Here is a 14,736-nt window from a genome sequence, read left to right on the forward strand (position 1 = left end):
TCCGCGTGGTCAGGTGGCGACCGCCGTGCTCGGCCACCTCCTCACCTGCGTGAGAATTCGTGTATGACCGAATCACGGGAGGCCGCCCCGTTCTCGGGCCGGACGGTGTGGGCGTGGAACCTCAAGACGCCGCTGCGGGAGTTCCTGCGGACCGAGACCGGCAGCGCGATCGTGCTGCTGTCCGCCACGATCCTCGCGCTGCTGTGGGCGAACGTCGACCCGTCCTCGTACGAACACGCCTGGCACACGGTGCTGTCCGTCCGCCTCGGCGACTCGAAGGTGTCGCTGGACCTGCGGACGTGGGTGAACAGCGGCCTGATGACGTTCTTCTTCCTCGTCGTCGGCCTGGAGGCGCGGCGGGAGTTCGACCTGGGCGAGCTCCGCGACCGCCGACGGGTGGTCCTCCCGCTGATCGCGGGCGTCGGCGGCATGGTCGTCCCGATCGCGATCTACCTGGCGGCCAACGGCGGCGGCCCGGCGGCGCACGGCTGGGGCACCGCGATGTCGACCGACACGGCGTTCGCGCTCGGCATGCTCAGCCTGGCCGCCGCGAAGCTCCCCGCGCGCATGCACGCCTACCTGCTCACGGTCACGGTCGTCGACGACTTCGTCGCCTTGGCGGTCATCGGCGTGTTCTACAGCAAAGAGGTCAGCTTCACGCCGCTGCTGATCGCGATCCTCATCTTCGCGCTGATCCTGGTCGTCCGCGCCCTGGGGGTGCGGTACGGCCTCGTGTACGCGCTGCTGGGCGTCGCGGCGTGGGTCGCGATGCTCAAGTCCGGGGTGGAGCCCGTCGTCATCGGCCTGGCGATGGGCCTGATCACGTACGCGTCGCCGGCCGCCCGCACGGATCTGGAGCGGGCGAGCGACCTGTTCCGGTTGTTCCGTGAGCAGCCGACGGCCGAGCTGGCGCGGACCGCCACCACCGGCCTGGCCTCGGCGATCTCCCCGAACGAGCGACTGCAGCTGCTCTACCACCCCTGGACGAGTTACCTGATCGTCCCGTTGTTCGCCCTCGCCAACGCCGGCATCACCGTCAGCGGCGACCTGCTGACCCGGGCGTTCACCTCCCCGATCACGCTGGGCATCCTCATCGCCTACGTCGTCGGCAAGCCGCTCGGCATCACCGGCTCCACATGGCTGGTCACCCGGCTGACCCGCGGCCGCATCCGCCCTCCGGTCGGCTGGGTCGCGGTGACGGGCGGCGGGACGATCGCCGGCATCGGCTTCACGGTGTCCCTGTTGATCGCCACGCTCGCCTTCACGGGTACCGAACTGGAGGAGGCGAAGCTCGGCATCCTCGCATCCGCGCTCGCGGCGTCGATCCTGACCTGGGTCCTGTTCCGCGCGACCCAGATGCTCCCGACACGGACCCGGCTGCGGGCGCTCATGGGCACCGCCGAGGGCATCGTCGACCTCGCCGTGCCGGTCGACCCGGACCGCGACCACATCCGGGGCCCGGAGGAGTCCCTGGTGACGATGGTGGAGTACGGCGACTTCGAGTGCCCGTTCTGCGGCCAGGCCGAGCCGGTCGTCCGGGAGCTGCTCGCCGGGTACGGCGACGTGCGGTACGTCTGGCGGCACCTTCCGCTGCACGACGTCCACCCGCACGCCCAGCTCGCCGCCGAGGCGAGCGAGGCGGCGGCCGCGCAGGACGCCTTCTGGGAGATGCACGACATCCTCCTCGACCACCAGGGCGAGCTGACCGTCCGTGACCTGATCCGCTACGCCGAGCAGCTGGAACTCGATCTGGAGCGCTTCCGACGGGACCTGCGCGCACACGCCGGCGCGCCCCGGGTCGCCGAGGACCTCGACTCGGCCGACCTCAGCAGCGTCTCCGGCACCCCGACCTTCTTCATCAACGGTCGGCGGCACCACGGTGCGTACGACATCGAGACGCTCACCGCGGCCGTACGTGCGGCCAAGGCCCGCGCGGTGATCAGCGCCTGACCCCGGGTCGGCCCGCCGACTGAATCATCGGATATCGGGCGTGTCGCGCCACCACAAAGCTCGCCATTCGAACGCATGTTCGAATAGAATGAGGGCATGAGACGGCGTGTGTACGACGAACCGGTCCAGGTAGAGGTCCTCGCCGATCGACCGACCCACTTCACCTGGGACGGGCGCGGCTATGAAGTGATCACATTCGTCAAGATGCTCGGGCTGCTGCGGCCCCGGGACGACGTCGATACCCAGCTGTGGCAGGTCCGGGCCCAGGCGACCGGAAGCCAGGCGCCCGCGACGTACGAGCTGCGCCGCGACCACGGGGTGTGGCAGCTGGCCGCGGTCTGGGAGCCGAGCGTCCGGAACTGATCGGGCAGACCCGGCCGGAGCGCGATCGCGGCCGCGCTCCGGCGGCGGTCACGACACGGGGCATCCCGGGACGGCGAGCGGCGCGGGCTCCGGGCGTTGCGTACTCTTGGCCCCTGAGCGGCTCTTGGCCCCTGACCGGAAGGCGGTGCCGCGATGGAACCGGCGACGGTCGGCGACGACCCACCGGCCCCCAAGCGCCTGCCCTGGGCCCAGCGGCGTGACCAGTTGCTGGCCGCCGCCGAGCGGGTGATCGCCCGCGACGGGCCTCAGGCCTCGATGGACGCCGTCGCCGCCGAGGCCGGTGTTTCCAAGCCGATCGTCTACCGGCACTTCGGCGACAAGAACGGCCTGGCCCACGCGGTCGGCGAGCGCTTCGCCGTCGCGTTGCTGACCGAGTTGCACGCGGCCCTGGCCGCCCACACGGACCCGCGCGAGCGCACGCACGCCGCCATCGAGGTGATCCTGCGGCGCATCGACGAGGCGCCGCAGACGTACCGCTTCCTGACCCGGGGCAGCGCCGAGGGCGCACCGGCCCTCGGCGACGCGCTGGACGCCTTCATGCGCCTGATCGGGGACGACCTGGCCGACTTCATGTCGTCGGTGAACAACGACAAGAGCCCCGAACGCCAGGTTCTGCTGCTGACGTGGGGCCATGCCATGGTGGGGCTGGTGCGCAGCAGCGCCGACCTGTGGCTCGACCAACGCCACGTCAGCCGGGAGGCGCTCGTCGATCAGCTGACGGACCTGTTGTGGAACGGTTTCCGGGATGCCGACTGGACGACGGACGCATGACATGATCTTTCCCGCGCAGCATTCGGGAACCGCTTGACAGGCCCGTACAAGGGAACTCTATGTTACGTGACGTAACTTACTGGTTTCACCAGCCTGACCCGTCGAACGCCCCGCGACGAACCGGCCGCCGCGTGATGGTCCCCAGAGCCGCAGAGCCGCAGAGCCGCAGAGGAAGAGAAGACCATGTCCGCACTCTCCGGAACCCCGCTTGGTGTCGCCCTGACGCTGCTCGCGGTGGAGGATCCCGCGGCACCGGCGTTGACCTGCGGCACGACCACCCTGTCCCGGCGGGAGCTGGACGAGCGCGCGAACCGCTTCGCGTGGGAGCTGCGCGACCACGGCGTCCGCGTCGGCGACCGCGTCGCGATCGTCCTGCCGAACGGCGTCGACTTCGTCGTCGCCCTCCTGGGCGTCTGGAAGTCCGGCGGCACCGCGGTCCCGGTCTCCGATCGGATGCCGGCCGCCGAACGCGAGCCGGTCCTCGAGCTGGCCCGGCCCAAGGTCGTGGTCGCCGCGAGCGGGGCCGGCACCGTCCCGCCCTCGGCCGGTTCGAGCCAGCCGGAGTCCGCGCCGCCGGGCGTCATCCCGCAGCCCTGGAAGATCCTCAGCTCGGGCGGCAGCACCGGACGGCCGAAGCTGATCGCCACCGTCGAGCCGGGCGTCGCCGAACGCGTGGGCCTGTTCGGCCTGGCGGTGCAGATGCCGGAAAGCGGGGCCGCGTTGGTCACCGCGCCGCTCACGCACAACGGTCCCTTCATGTCCCTCACCGCGGCGCTGCTGTTCGGCAAGCACGTCGTGTTGATGGAGCGGTTCGACGCGGCGGAGGCGCTCCGGCTCGCCGAGCGGCACCACGTGGACTGGATGTACGCCGTGCCGACGATGATGCACCGCATCTGGCGGCTGCCGGAGGCCGAGCGCGCGGCCGCGGATCTGTCGTCGCTGCGCGTGGTGTTCCACCTCGGCGCGCCGATCGCGCAGTGGCTCAAGCAGGCGTGGATCGACTGGCTGGGCCCGGAGCGGATCTGGGAGCTGTACGCCGGGACGGAGGCCCAGGCCGTCACCCGCATCAGCGGCACCGAGTGGCTCGCGCACCGCGGCTCGGTCGGCCGCCCGCTGACCGGCGACATCCAGGTGCGCGACGAGTCCGGCCGGCCCCTCGGGCCGGGCCAGGTCGGCCAGGTGTGGATGCGGCCGGACGCCGGCCCGACCTACACCTACATCGGCGCGACGGCGCGCAGCGACGGCCGCTGGGAGTGCCTGGGCGACCTGGGCTACATCGACGCCGACGGCTACCTCTACCTCACCGACCGCGACACCGACATGATCCTGGTCGGCGGCTCCAACGTGTACCCGGCCGAGATCGAGGGCGTCCTGGAGGAGCATCCGGCCGTGCGCTCCGCCGCCGTCATCGGACTGCCCGACGACGACCTCGGCTCTGTGCCGCACGCCATCGTCCAGGCCGACGGCGACGTGGACGAGGCGGCCCTGCTCGCCCACCTGCGCGACCGGCTCGCCGGCTACAAGGTCCCCCGGACGTTCGAGTTCGTCACCGAGCCGCTACGCGACGACGCCGGCAAGATCCGCCGGTCCGCCCTCCGCGCCGCCCGCCTCCCCGCCAAGCCCTGCGCCGCGGCCGGAAGCACTCCATGATCGCGCGAGGTATGTGGATCTCAGCCGACCCGCTGTAGGGCCTTCTCGCGGTACTCGGCCAGGCGGGAGCCCGATTCGCGCCGCGCCATCCGGCGTAGCACGATCGGCGCGAGGGCCAGGCCGATCACGGACCACGCTCCCAGCACGCCCAGGGTCTCCAGGTGCCGCCAGGAATGGCCGAGTTCGACGTCGGCCATGCCGTCCGGCAGCAGGGCCGAACGCATGCCCAGGCCGAGCCAGTAGACCGGGAAGACCTCGGCGATCCACCGCAGCCAGTCCGGCATGGCGCTGATCGGGTAGAAGATGCCGGAGATCGAGATCAGTGCCATGACCGGCAGCGAAGCCACACCGGCGCCGCGTGGGCTGGAGATCACCGAGCCGAGTACGGCTCCGATGGACTGCGTCGCCATCAGCCCCAGGACCAGCACCCAGGCCAGCGTCAGCCAGGAGCCGATGGTGCCGAGTTCGATGCCGTCGACGATGAAGAGTCCCGGAATGAGGAGGATCGCCAGGTAGGCCAGGATCGTCCCTGAGGTGGTGACGAGCTTGCCGATGAAATAGGCGCGTATGCCGTGCGGGGTGGCCTTGGCGCGAAGAAGGGTGCCGTCTTCGCGCTCCGCCGTGAGGTACTGGATCACCAGGAGCATGCCGAACGCGATGAACATCCCCAGGACGCTCGGCAGGATGAGGGTCCCCAGCCTGAATCCGCTGTGCCTGAATCGCATGTTTCGCAGAAAGAAGACGGCGACCAGCGTGACCACGGGCCAGAAGAGCTGGGCGAGCAGATCGGAGCCGCTGAAGGACTGGCGGAGTTCGATCAGGCCACGGGCGAGGCCCGCGCGGAGCGCCGTCGTGGTGGAGGTCATCGTGGTGGAGGTCATCGTGGTGGAGGCCATCACACCGCCTCTTTCCGGGCGCTCGCGTCCGCCGTGTCACCGAGGCCGGATTCGGCCCGGTGCACGAGGGACAGGTAGGTGTCCTCCAGCGACGAGGGGCGGACCTCGAGGTTGGAGATGGCCTCGCCGTGCGTCTCGAACAGGTCGAACACGAATCTGGTGGGGTCCTGGGTCGACCGCACGTGACGCCGTCCGTTGAGGGTCCAGCGCACCTCGCCCTCGCCCACGATCTGCTCGGCGAGTTCCTTGGCGCTTCCGTCGGCGACGATCCGCCCCTGGTCAAGAATCAGGATGCGATCGGCGAGCTTCTCCGCCTCGGGCAGATCGTGGGTGGTGAGCAGGATCGTGGTCTGGCCCGCCGCGGCGAGGCCGAGGATGAGCTCGTGGAACTCGCGCCGAGCCTGCGGATCGAAGCCGGCGGTGGGTTCGTCGAGGAAGAGCATCTCGGGGCGGCCGACCATGCCGATCGCCACGTCCAGCCGGCGCCGCTGTCCACCGGAGAGCATCCTGACCTGCTTGTCCGCGTGTTCGGTCAGCCCGACCGCCGCGATCAGCTCGTCGCCGTCCCAGGGCCGCGCGATCCGCTCGGTGGAGTGGCCGGCGTAATAGGAACCCTGATGCGCGAGTAGTTCACGCACCCGCCACTTGCCGTGGTCGCGCCAGGACTGCAGGACGATGCCCAGCCGGGCGCGCCAGTGCTCGTCGCCGTGCGCCGGATCGGTGCCGAGCACCTCGACGCGGCCGGCCGATCGCATCCGGAAACCTTCCAGGATCTCGATCGTGGTGGTCTTGCCCGCCCCGTTGGGACCCAGCAGGGCCAGCACCTCCCCGCGACGCGCCTGGAACGTCACGTCACGCAGGACGTCGGCGGCGCCGTAACGCATGCGCAGCCCGTCGACGTCGATCACGACTTCCTCGCTGGTCCGCATCGGCTCGCCCTCACTCGCCACCGGGCAGCGCCTGCCGTACGCGCGCCGCGAGGCCGGACCGATCGACACCCGCCAGTGCGAGTGCGCGCGGCACGGTGCCGACATGGAGCTCCAGCACACCCAGCAGCAGGTGCGCAGGCCGGAGGTCCTTCTTGCTGCCGGCCGTCTCCATGCCGCGTTCGAACACCAGCTTTCCCGAGGCCCCTATTCGGGACGGGCGCTTGGGGGACCTGCTCGGTTGCGGGAGGTCACGGCCGTTCACGGACACTCCCGCGGCGCTCAGACTCTGCGTGAACTCCTGGTCCAGCGCGTCGCGGATCGCCTGGTGATCGAGTCCGACCGCGCTCAGGTGCTGATGTGTGGTGCTCTCCTGCTCGGCGGCGATCGCGAGGAGCAGATGTTCCGCCTCGATCGTCGCCGATCCGTCCTCTTGGGCTTCATCCGCCGCGCGTTCCATGACCGTATGGACGTACGTTCCGAACTCCTGCAGCATCAGCGTCTCCTCGGCAGCTTGACGCCGGCGGCGATGAGCCGCTTGGCGTGCTTCTTGTGGACGGCCTGACGCGTGACTCCGAGGGCCTCGGCAACGTCCGACCAGGTCCAGCCCGCTCGCATGGCCTTCTCGACCGCGGAGTCCTCGAGCCGGTCGGCCAGGCGCCGCAGCGCCACCACGGCCGCCAGCGCGTCAGCGGAATCCTGCGAAGCGGGGATTTCGATACCCGACATGTAAGCAACTTAGGTTGACAAGATGGAAGCTGTCAACCGAAGTTGCTTAGCGATGTTCCGGCATGCGGCCAGGACGCGTCGACGGGCCGACCGGGACGCGCGAGCACGCCGGCCACGTGGTCCCACGCCGAACGCCGCCGCGGACCGCGGCCGTCGTCTGACCGTGTCGATCAGACGTGACCGGTCAACCGGCGGCGCCTCGGGTGATCCAGTCGTGGGTGAGCTCGACGCGCTCGCCGTTGTCGTCGAAGCCCCAGACGCGAGTGGGGTCGTTGAACGGTGACGTGACGGCGTGCCTGCTGAACCACAGGATCTCGCCGGTGTAGCTCGCCGCGTGCGGGAAGACGGCGTCCTGGCAGGTGCCGAGGACCGTGACACGCTGGGAGTTGGCGGCGCGCTGCAGCGCGGCGAGGATGTCGGAGCGGTTCTGGTCGCCGAGGCTGTTGCCGAGTTCGTCGAGGACGAGGACGCGACCCTCGGCGTTCTCGTCGCTGAGCAGGGCCGCGAGCACCAGCTGGATCGCCTGGATCTTCTTCTGCGCGCTGTTGCCGGTCTCCTTGTACGGGATCGCCTCCCCGCCGAGGTCGCGGACCCAGGCCGGGGTGACGGCCCACCGGCGGGGCTGTTCGGGTTTGGCGGGCTCGCGGGCCTGGATGATGAGCCGGGCGCCGAACCCGCCACGGGCGCGGTCGAGCCGGTCGTAGGTCGCGCTGACGGCCTCGAGACGGCCCTTGACGACCTCCCTCACCAGCTTCTGCACCGTCTGCAGCTCCTCCTCGCGCTCCTCGCGCACGGTGTCGAGCTCGCTGAGCGCGAGCTGCCGGCGGCGGCGCTCCTCCTCGATCTGCACGCGGGTGCGCCGGTCGTGCTCGGCCATGCCGGTCAGCACGTCGTCGAGGGCCTCGGTGAGCGCCTGGAGCCGACGGAGCCGTTCGGCGAGCGACTCCGTGGACAGCGAGTCGCGGAACCGGTCGACGAGGTCCTGGACGTCCGACGGCGCGGGCGTCCGGGCGTACAGGGCGTGCACCGCCTCGTTCAACGCGTCCCGGGCGTGGTTCAGCAGGGCGTCCGGGCCCGCGGACCGCAGCTTCGCCTCCTGAGCCCCGAGTAGCTCTTCGGCCGCGGCGGCGTCGCCGCCCCATTGGTCCGTCCAGTACCGCAGGGGCAGGTCCGCGCGCCGGGAGGTGAGCTTGGCGAGCTCGCGTTCGACGTCGGTGAGCTGCTGTCGCGTCTGGGTCATCTTCTGGGCGAGGAACCGCCGCTGCTGCTCCAAGGTGTCCACCTTGGTCCGGGCGTGCATCCAGACGGTGCGCGCCTCGTCGACCCGCTCCCTGAGGGCCGTACGGCGGTGGCGTACGTCGGCGAGGCGATTCTTCAGCTCGGCGAGTCTCTCGTCCAGCTCGGCGAGCTGCTCGGCCGCCGTGGCGTGCTTCAGGGCGTTCTCCAGATGGGCCCGGCGGCTCGCGACGGCCGCGCGGGACTCCTGGGCGGCCTCGGCGCGCGCCTCCGCCTCCTCCAAGCGGGCCTGTGCCTGGCGGATGCGGGCGTCGCGGCCCGCGATCGGCTCGGGGAACCCGCCGATCACAGTGACGCCGGAGTCGCCGTCGTGGGCGCTCGCCGGGTCGGCCACCGCCGCGGTGCGGTGTTCCACGGACGTGAGGAACCGCCGGATCGGGATCCGGCTGGTCACACCGGTGGGCAGCGGGGCGTCGGCCGCGCCGCCGAGCGGGCCGTCGGCGGTCACGAGAACGGAGCCGGGCAGCGATCGCAGTGCGTCCACGGCGGCGGAACCGTCGCCCGGGGCCACGACCACGGCGTGCCGGTAGGGCCACAGCCGCGGCTCCCATGCGCCACGGACCCGGTCGTCGAGCGTCACCGCGTCCAGCAGACCGGCGGCGGGCAGCCCGGCCGCGTCGAGCCGCGCGAGGCTCGCGGCGGTGTCGGGGTCGTGGCCCGCCTGGATGCGTTCCAGTGCCGTACGCGCGTCCCCGACCTGCCCGGCGGTCTGGCGCACGGCCCACTCCGCCTCCATCAGCTCGGGGGCCGACGCTTCGAGGTCGGCACGCAGCGTCTCCGCCGGAGTGCCGTCCCACAGGTCGGCGAGCCGGGCGAGCGCCGACCGGGACCCGCCCAGGCGCTCGAGCTCCCCTTCGTACCGTCCCTCCTCGCCGATCAGGCCGCTCAGGTCCTCCTGGAGTGACTGGTGGACGCCTTCGAGCTCGGCGACGCGCTGCTGCAGTTCTTCGGGGACGGCGAGCTCGTCGAGCTCCTCCTGGGCCTGCCGTACGGCCTCGCGGCGCTCCTCCACCCGCACGCCGAGCCCCTCGATCTGCTCGGCCAGCGCGGCGTCGTCGGCGTGGACGTCGAGAAAACGACGGGCGGCATGCAGCCGCCGCAGCACGGCGACCCGGGCGACGTGATCCCGCGCGCGGTCGCGGTCCGCGACGGCCGCCAGGTCGCTCTCCTCCTCGAGGCGACGCTGCTCGTCACGGCTGCGCTCCTCGGCGTAGCGGGACTCGATCTCGACGCGTTTGGCCCGCGCGTCGCTCTCCTTGTCGACCAGGTCGGTCAGCCCGGCCAGGGCGATGAGGGAGTCGCCGATCTCCTCCGGCTTGAGGTGGGACAACTCCTCCGACACCAGCGACGGCGCCTCCGGTCGGGTGCCGTCGGTGTGAAGGTAGGACATGCAGCGCGGCGACGAGCCGTACAACACGTCGCCGATCCGCGTCACCGGCACCCGGTTGCGCAGCGTGGCCCAGGTGCGGTGCGCGGTGTCCAGGCGCTCGGCGTCGTCCTTGCCGCGGGCGAGGACCAGGCCGTCGCTCCAGCGCACCTCGGCGTACGGGCTGCCGCCGGACTGCAGGCGGATCCACACCGACAGGGCCGACCGCTCGTCGGCGTCGCGCTCGCCGAACACCCCGACGATGTAGCCGACCGTCGCGGGCGCGTGCTCCTTGGCGGACAGGCCCACCGGCTCGGGACGGAACAGCAGCCGCGCGGCGTACTTCCCGCTCTCGTGCAGCCGCCACTGCGGATCGGCGAGGATCAGCGTGATGGCGGACAGGAACGTCGTCTTGCCCGAGCCGTTGCTGTCCACCGGGCCGCGCCCGGCAATGGTGATGAACTGCCCGGGGACGATCGGGATCGGGTGCGACGTGAGCGTGCCGATCTCGACCGTCTGCAGCGCGATGAGGTCGCGCCGGCCGACCACTCCGCCGAGGCCCGCCGCCTCGATGTCGATCTCGCTCGTCACCGTTTCTCCCCCTCGATGGCCTGGGATCGCGCCTGCGCCCGCCGACGGCGGATGGCGTCGGCGAGCGCGCCGTCCGGATCCGCCAGCAGGATGAGGTTCTCCTCGATGAGGTTCGACGCCTGCGGCGTCAGTCGCTGGAACTGCGGGCCCGGCCGGATCGGCGCGCTGTCGCCGGGCTGGAGCAGGCCCCGGTCGCGCAGCCGCTGCAGTGACAGCCTGATCTGCTCACGGGAGCGGATGCGCGAGTTGACGAGCGTCTCGAAGCTCACCCGTCGGGCCTGGTACGCCCGCGCGGTGCGCGGCAGCTCCCCCTGAGCCTTCGGGATCACGAACCCGTGCAGCAGGACCAGCGCGAGGACGGCCGCGTCGATCGGTTCCAGGGCGCCGATGCCCTCGCGGGTCAGCTCGCGCGCGACGGCGTCGTCGTATCCGGAGATGAAGCCCTCGCGCAGCTCGATGAGGACCCGCCCGGCCGCGGCCAGCATCGCCTCGACGTATGGCCGCAGGTCCGGCGCCAGACCGCGGTACAGCGCCACGGGCACCGGCTGGTCCGCCTCCTCGACCGCCGCGACCGCCCGCCGCACGGCGAGCCTCAGCTCGTGCGGCAGCGTCTCCAGGGCCGAGACACCGTCACTCATCCTCCGTCTCCTCGCCCTGGGGCCCCACCGTCTCGTCGCCCTCGCGACCCGGCACCGCCACACCCTCAGTAGCCGTCACCTTCTCACCCCCGCGACCCGGCACCGCCGCGTCCCCGGAAGCCGCCGCCTCCTCGCCCTGAGGGGCCGGCATCGCCGCGTCCTCAGGAACCGCCGCCTCCTCGTCCCCACGACCCGGCACCGCCGCGTCCCCGGAAGCCGCCGTCCCCTCGTCGTGGGGGGCCGGCATCGCCGCCTCCTCGGCCCCGCGACCCGGCACCGCCGCGTCCTCAGAAGCCGCCGCTTCCTCGTCCTGAGGACCTGGCATCGCCTCGTACACACGGCGGAGCGCGGCCACCTCGTCGTCGGCCAGCGCCGCCAGCCGTACACCGAACCGGACGCACTCCTCGTCCTGGTCGATCCACGCCGCGCGCCGCAGCCACGCCAGGGACCGCTTCGGTGCGTTGTCGAAGATCGGGATCGCCTCGTCCGGGCGGGCGTTGACGCGGGCGAGCAGCGCGAACACGCGTTCCGGAGCGACGACGCGTCCCGGGTGGGGGTGCACGTGCGGGTCCTCCCAGCAGAGCCGCACACAGGCGGCGAAGGTCAGCTGCAGGGCGGTCGACGGCGTCGTCCACAGCGAGTGGTCCGCCTGCTCGGCCAGATCGATATCGGCCGGCCAGGTCAGCAGCGCGACCTGGCCGCCTGCGGCAGACGCCAGAACGATCTCGCGCCCGGCCGCGCGGGCGGCCGCCGACACGGCGGCCGACGTCTGCGCGGGGGCGGCGCCCAGAGCCCGAAGCCGGGCCAGCGCCACGGCGGAGGGACCCGGCTCAGCCATCGCGGTCGCTCTGCGTCGTCGTGGCCCGCTCGGGCTCGGCCGCGCGTACGCCGAGCTCGCTGACGTACGTCGTCGGCGCGTCGGCCGTGACATGCAGCCGGTCGCCCAGCACCGGCTCGAACGGCAGGTCGGGGTCGGTCGCGGAGACGAGGACGTCGGCGATGACGCGCGCCGCCTGCCGCCACGGCGTGCCGCGCAGCCGTTCGGTGAGGTCGACGCCGTCCTCGGACCCGAGGTGCGCCTCGATCGCCGCGCGCCGGGCCGCCTGGTATTCGCGAAGGCGCTCGGCGGCCTCCTCGACGGGGTCGCCTTCGGGCAGCGGGTCCTCGCGCCGCGGCCGGCGCTGCCGGGGACGCGGGCGCGGCTGGTGGGTCTCGATCGTTCGCAGGACCTCGTGCGGCGACAGGTGGAGGCGCGGCGGGTCGAAGACGATGCCGTCGAAGACGGCGGCGAGCGCCTCGGGGCTGCCGGTGATCGCGGCGGTGAGGTAGGCCTCGGCGTCCAGGAGAGTGAAGTCGCGGCGCTGCGCGGCCTGGTCGAGGAGGCGCGCCATGTACTCCTGCACGGCGTTGACGTACTGCAGCGCGGCCTCGGCCATCCGCTCGGCGGGCCGGCGATGCTCGCCGAAGTCACGGTTGACCCGCTCGACGATGCGCTCGGCCTGGGTGAACAGCCTCTTCGCGTCGCCGTGGTGGCGCTGCTCGGCGATCAGCTCCTCCAGCGGACGGTGGCGCACGAGTCGCCGCAGGTGTCCGGACCGGATCGTGAACTCCCGGCGCGCCTGCACGAGCGCCTCGGCCACCGCCCGGCTCGTCGCGCTGCCCAGCTCCAGCTCGCGGTAGGTGGCGTCGAGCAGCGTGACCAGCTCCTGCAGCCCGCCGCTGGCCTCCAGCCGACCGAACACCAGCAGCGCCGCCGAGGACGCCGGGTTCAGGACGTAGCGCCACTCGTAGTCGCGCTGGGTGAACGGCTCGATCAGCTCCATCTTCAGGAACAGCTCGAAGTAGCGGTCGAACTGCGGCCGGCCGCAGACGTGGGCGCAGGACTGGGCCAGCTCGGCGCGCGTGAGACCCCCGTACGCCTCGTGGTCGCCGAACGCGGCGTGGATCGCGCGTGCGACCTCCAGCTGGTCGAGGTCCTCGGTGACCGCCCCGCGGTCGCCGGCGACCGGCGCGGCGAACGCCTTCAGCCGCCGGTGGAACGCCTCGCGCACGGCGATCACGTCATCGTGCTCGAAGCGCATCTGGCCGGTCATCGTCACCCCCCCTGTGGTCCGAGGCACGACCGTAGCCCAGTCGGACGACACCTCGGGTCTTCCGGACGCGCTCCCGAAGACGTCAACTACTGAGCGTAAATATTCTGCTACGATACGTCATCGCTATTGGAAACCCGCCGTCCGCTCCGCGGATCGCCCGACGCACCTCCGCTTCGACGCGCCACCCAGCCGGATCGCCTGCGAGACACCAGCGGGAGTTCAGCCGTGCACGGTCCAGTGTTCCGAGTCCTCGGGCCCCTCGAGGCCACCGTCAACGGATGCCAGGTCACGGTCCCGGCGGGAAAGCAGCGCACCCTGCTCGCCACGCTTCTGCTCGGCGCGAACCAGGTCGTGTCGCTCGACGAGCTCACCGAGCGGCTGTGGGACGACGCGCCGCCGCGCCGTCCGCGTGGCGCGCTGCACACGTACGTGACGCGGCTCCGGCAGATGCTCGACCGTCACGGACCTGGGACGGGCGACCTGATCCGCACCGCCGCCGCCGGCTACCTCATCGAGGTGTCCGACCTGGACCTCACGCGATTCCGCCGGCTCGTCGCAGAGGCCAGGGCCGCGAGCGAACGCGGTGACCTCGCCTCGGAGTCGGACGCGCTGACCGAGGGGCTCGCGCTGTGGCGTGGACCGGTCCTGCACGATGTGCGCTCCGACTCGCTGCACCGCGACGTCGTCCCCAGTCTCACCGAGGAGCACCTGCGGGCCCTCGACCGGCGGCAGGAGGTCGATCTCGCGCTGGGACGTCATGCGCGGCTCGTCGGCGAGCTGCGGGCGTTGACGGCGAGGTATCCGCTCCACGAGCGATTCTGGCGGCACCTGATGCTCGCCCTGCACGGGTGCGGCCGGTCCGCCGAGGCACTGGAGGCGTACGGCATGGCGAGCGCCTGCCTCCGCGATCGGCTCGGTGTGTGCCCGGGCCCCGAGACGCGCGATCTGCACACGGCGATCCTGCGCGGCGCGCCCCCGATGTCCGCCCACCCCGAAAGAAAAGTGTAAGCGCACTGAAAGCAGCCGTCCCTAACGTGGCATTCGCCGAACAAGGGAAGGCAACGATGAGCGCAAAAGGCCCCACCATATACCCGGGCGTGGACATCATCCGGCGAATTCAAGAGCTGGTGATCGTGTGTTCGCTGCTGCCCCCGGACGGAAAGTTGCGCGAGGTCCTCGAACTCGCGCTCTCGCTGCACGAAGAGCCTGTCCTCTCCAAGATCAAGCCGATCGAGGATCTCCATCCGCACGCCGTCAAGGCGTGGCTCGAGGCCATCTGGTCACCGGAAGGCGTCACCCCCGAGGTGAAGGAGCTGGTCGACTGGCAGATCAACAGTGACAATATGGCGGCCGCCATTCAGGAGCTCACGAACGTCGAGCTACAGATCGGCGTGAGACTGACCGCCGAGAAGATATAGGCATACCCGGCAACCCGAACACCACGTT

Annotated in this window: 14 protein-coding genes; 6 read left to right on the top strand and 8 right to left on the bottom strand. The window is 71.5% G+C overall.

Annotated features, from left to right (window positions below):
* Positions 1 to 63 precede the first annotated feature (63 nt).
* The 4 genes from nhaA (at position 64) to AB0I04_RS37380 (ending at position 4,755) form a co-directional block, all read left to right on the top strand.
* Positions 64 to 1,950 (top strand): Na+/H+ antiporter NhaA, encoded by a 1,887-nt coding sequence (nhaA, locus tag AB0I04_RS37365; RefSeq protein WP_360895799.1) that lies wholly within the window; start codon positions 64 to 66, stop codon positions 1,948 to 1,950.
* 96 nt (positions 1,951 to 2,046) lie between these two features.
* A complete protein-coding gene (locus AB0I04_RS37370) occupies positions 2,047 to 2,313 on the top strand; it encodes a hypothetical protein (RefSeq protein ID WP_360895802.1) in 267 nt (88 codons plus the stop codon).
* Positions 2,314 to 2,466: 153 nt separating this feature from the next.
* A complete protein-coding gene (locus AB0I04_RS37375; protein WP_360895805.1) occupies positions 2,467 to 3,105 on the top strand; it encodes a TetR/AcrR family transcriptional regulator in 639 nt (212 codons plus the stop codon).
* A gap of 183 nt (positions 3,106 to 3,288) precedes the next feature.
* Entirely contained in the window at positions 3,289 to 4,755 is a 1,467-nt protein-coding gene (locus AB0I04_RS37380; RefSeq protein WP_360895808.1) for an AMP-binding protein, read from the top strand.
* 20 nt (positions 4,756 to 4,775) lie between these two features.
* Here AB0I04_RS37380 and AB0I04_RS37385 read toward each other — a convergent pair whose 3' ends face one another.
* The 8 genes from AB0I04_RS37385 to AB0I04_RS37420 form a co-directional block, all read right to left on the bottom strand.
* Complete coding sequence (locus AB0I04_RS37385) at positions 4,776 to 5,651, bottom strand: ABC transporter permease (RefSeq protein ID WP_360895811.1); 876 nt, start codon at positions 5,649 to 5,651, stop codon at positions 4,776 to 4,778.
* Entirely contained in the window at positions 5,651 to 6,580 is a 930-nt protein-coding gene (locus tag AB0I04_RS37390; protein WP_360895813.1) for an ABC transporter ATP-binding protein, read from the bottom strand. Before AB0I04_RS37390 ends, AB0I04_RS37385 begins: the two co-directional genes overlap by 1 nt.
* A gap of 10 nt (positions 6,581 to 6,590) precedes the next feature.
* A complete protein-coding gene (locus tag AB0I04_RS37395) occupies positions 6,591 to 7,073 on the bottom strand; it encodes a Clp protease N-terminal domain-containing protein (RefSeq protein ID WP_360895815.1) in 483 nt (160 codons plus the stop codon).
* Positions 7,073 to 7,306, bottom strand: coding sequence for an RNA polymerase subunit sigma-70 (locus tag AB0I04_RS37400; RefSeq protein WP_360895818.1), 234 nt, complete (start codon positions 7,304 to 7,306; stop codon positions 7,073 to 7,075). The genes AB0I04_RS37395 and AB0I04_RS37400 overlap by 1 nt, the downstream gene beginning before the upstream one ends.
* A gap of 184 nt (positions 7,307 to 7,490) precedes the next feature.
* Positions 7,491 to 10,559, bottom strand: coding sequence for a hypothetical protein (locus tag AB0I04_RS37405; RefSeq protein ID WP_360895822.1), 3,069 nt, complete (start codon positions 10,557 to 10,559; stop codon positions 7,491 to 7,493).
* Entirely contained in the window at positions 10,556 to 11,197 is a 642-nt protein-coding gene (locus AB0I04_RS37410) for a hypothetical protein (protein ID WP_360895825.1), read from the bottom strand. The genes AB0I04_RS37405 and AB0I04_RS37410 overlap by 4 nt, the downstream gene beginning before the upstream one ends.
* Entirely contained in the window at positions 11,190 to 12,035 is an 846-nt protein-coding gene (locus tag AB0I04_RS37415; protein WP_360895828.1) for a hypothetical protein, read from the bottom strand. The genes AB0I04_RS37410 and AB0I04_RS37415 overlap by 8 nt, the downstream gene beginning before the upstream one ends.
* Positions 12,028 to 13,290 carry a hypothetical protein gene (locus tag AB0I04_RS37420; RefSeq protein ID WP_360895831.1) on the bottom strand — a complete coding sequence of 421 codons (1,263 nt, stop codon included), beginning with the start codon at positions 13,288 to 13,290 and terminating at the stop codon, positions 12,028 to 12,030. Before AB0I04_RS37420 ends, AB0I04_RS37415 begins: the two co-directional genes overlap by 8 nt.
* A gap of 225 nt (positions 13,291 to 13,515) precedes the next feature.
* Between AB0I04_RS37420 and AB0I04_RS37425 the strand changes: the two genes are divergently transcribed.
* Both AB0I04_RS37425 and AB0I04_RS37430 read left to right on the top strand, forming a co-directional pair.
* Positions 13,516 to 14,298, top strand: a complete 783-nt coding sequence (locus AB0I04_RS37425; protein WP_360895834.1) for an AfsR/SARP family transcriptional regulator — start codon at positions 13,516 to 13,518, stop codon at positions 14,296 to 14,298.
* Positions 14,299 to 14,324: 26 nt separating this feature from the next.
* A complete protein-coding gene (locus AB0I04_RS37430) occupies positions 14,325 to 14,708 on the top strand; it encodes a DurN family substrate-assisted peptide maturase (protein WP_360895837.1) in 384 nt (127 codons plus the stop codon).
* Positions 14,709 to 14,736 lie beyond the last annotated feature (28 nt).

The organism is Actinoallomurus sp. NPDC050550 (assembly GCF_040655075.1).
Lineage (GTDB): Bacteria > Actinomycetota > Actinomycetes > Streptosporangiales > Streptosporangiaceae > Actinoallomurus.

Coding starts and splice junctions, on each gene's coding strand:
- nhaA (WP_360895799.1), top strand. CDS start 64: ATGACCGAATCACGGGAGGCCGCCCCGTTCTCGGGCCGGACGGTGTGG.
- AB0I04_RS37370 (WP_360895802.1), top strand. CDS start 2,047: ATGAGACGGCGTGTGTACGACGAACCGGTCCAGGTAGAGGTCCTCGCC.
- AB0I04_RS37375 (WP_360895805.1), top strand. CDS start 2,467: ATGGAACCGGCGACGGTCGGCGACGACCCACCGGCCCCCAAGCGCCTG.
- AB0I04_RS37380 (WP_360895808.1), top strand. CDS start 3,289: ATGTCCGCACTCTCCGGAACCCCGCTTGGTGTCGCCCTGACGCTGCTC.
- AB0I04_RS37385 (WP_360895811.1), bottom strand. CDS start 5,651: ATGGCCTCCACCACGATGACCTCCACCACGATGACCTCCACCACGACG.
- AB0I04_RS37390 (WP_360895813.1), bottom strand. CDS start 6,580: ATGCGGACCAGCGAGGAAGTCGTGATCGACGTCGACGGGCTGCGCATG.
- AB0I04_RS37395 (WP_360895815.1), bottom strand. CDS start 7,073: ATGCTGCAGGAGTTCGGAACGTACGTCCATACGGTCATGGAACGCGCG.
- AB0I04_RS37400 (WP_360895818.1), bottom strand. CDS start 7,306: ATGTCGGGTATCGAAATCCCCGCTTCGCAGGATTCCGCTGACGCGCTG.
- AB0I04_RS37410 (WP_360895825.1), bottom strand. CDS start 11,197: ATGAGTGACGGTGTCTCGGCCCTGGAGACGCTGCCGCACGAGCTGAGG.
- AB0I04_RS37415 (WP_360895828.1), bottom strand. CDS start 12,035: ATGGCTGAGCCGGGTCCCTCCGCCGTGGCGCTGGCCCGGCTTCGGGCT.
- AB0I04_RS37420 (WP_360895831.1), bottom strand. CDS start 13,290: ATGACCGGCCAGATGCGCTTCGAGCACGATGACGTGATCGCCGTGCGC.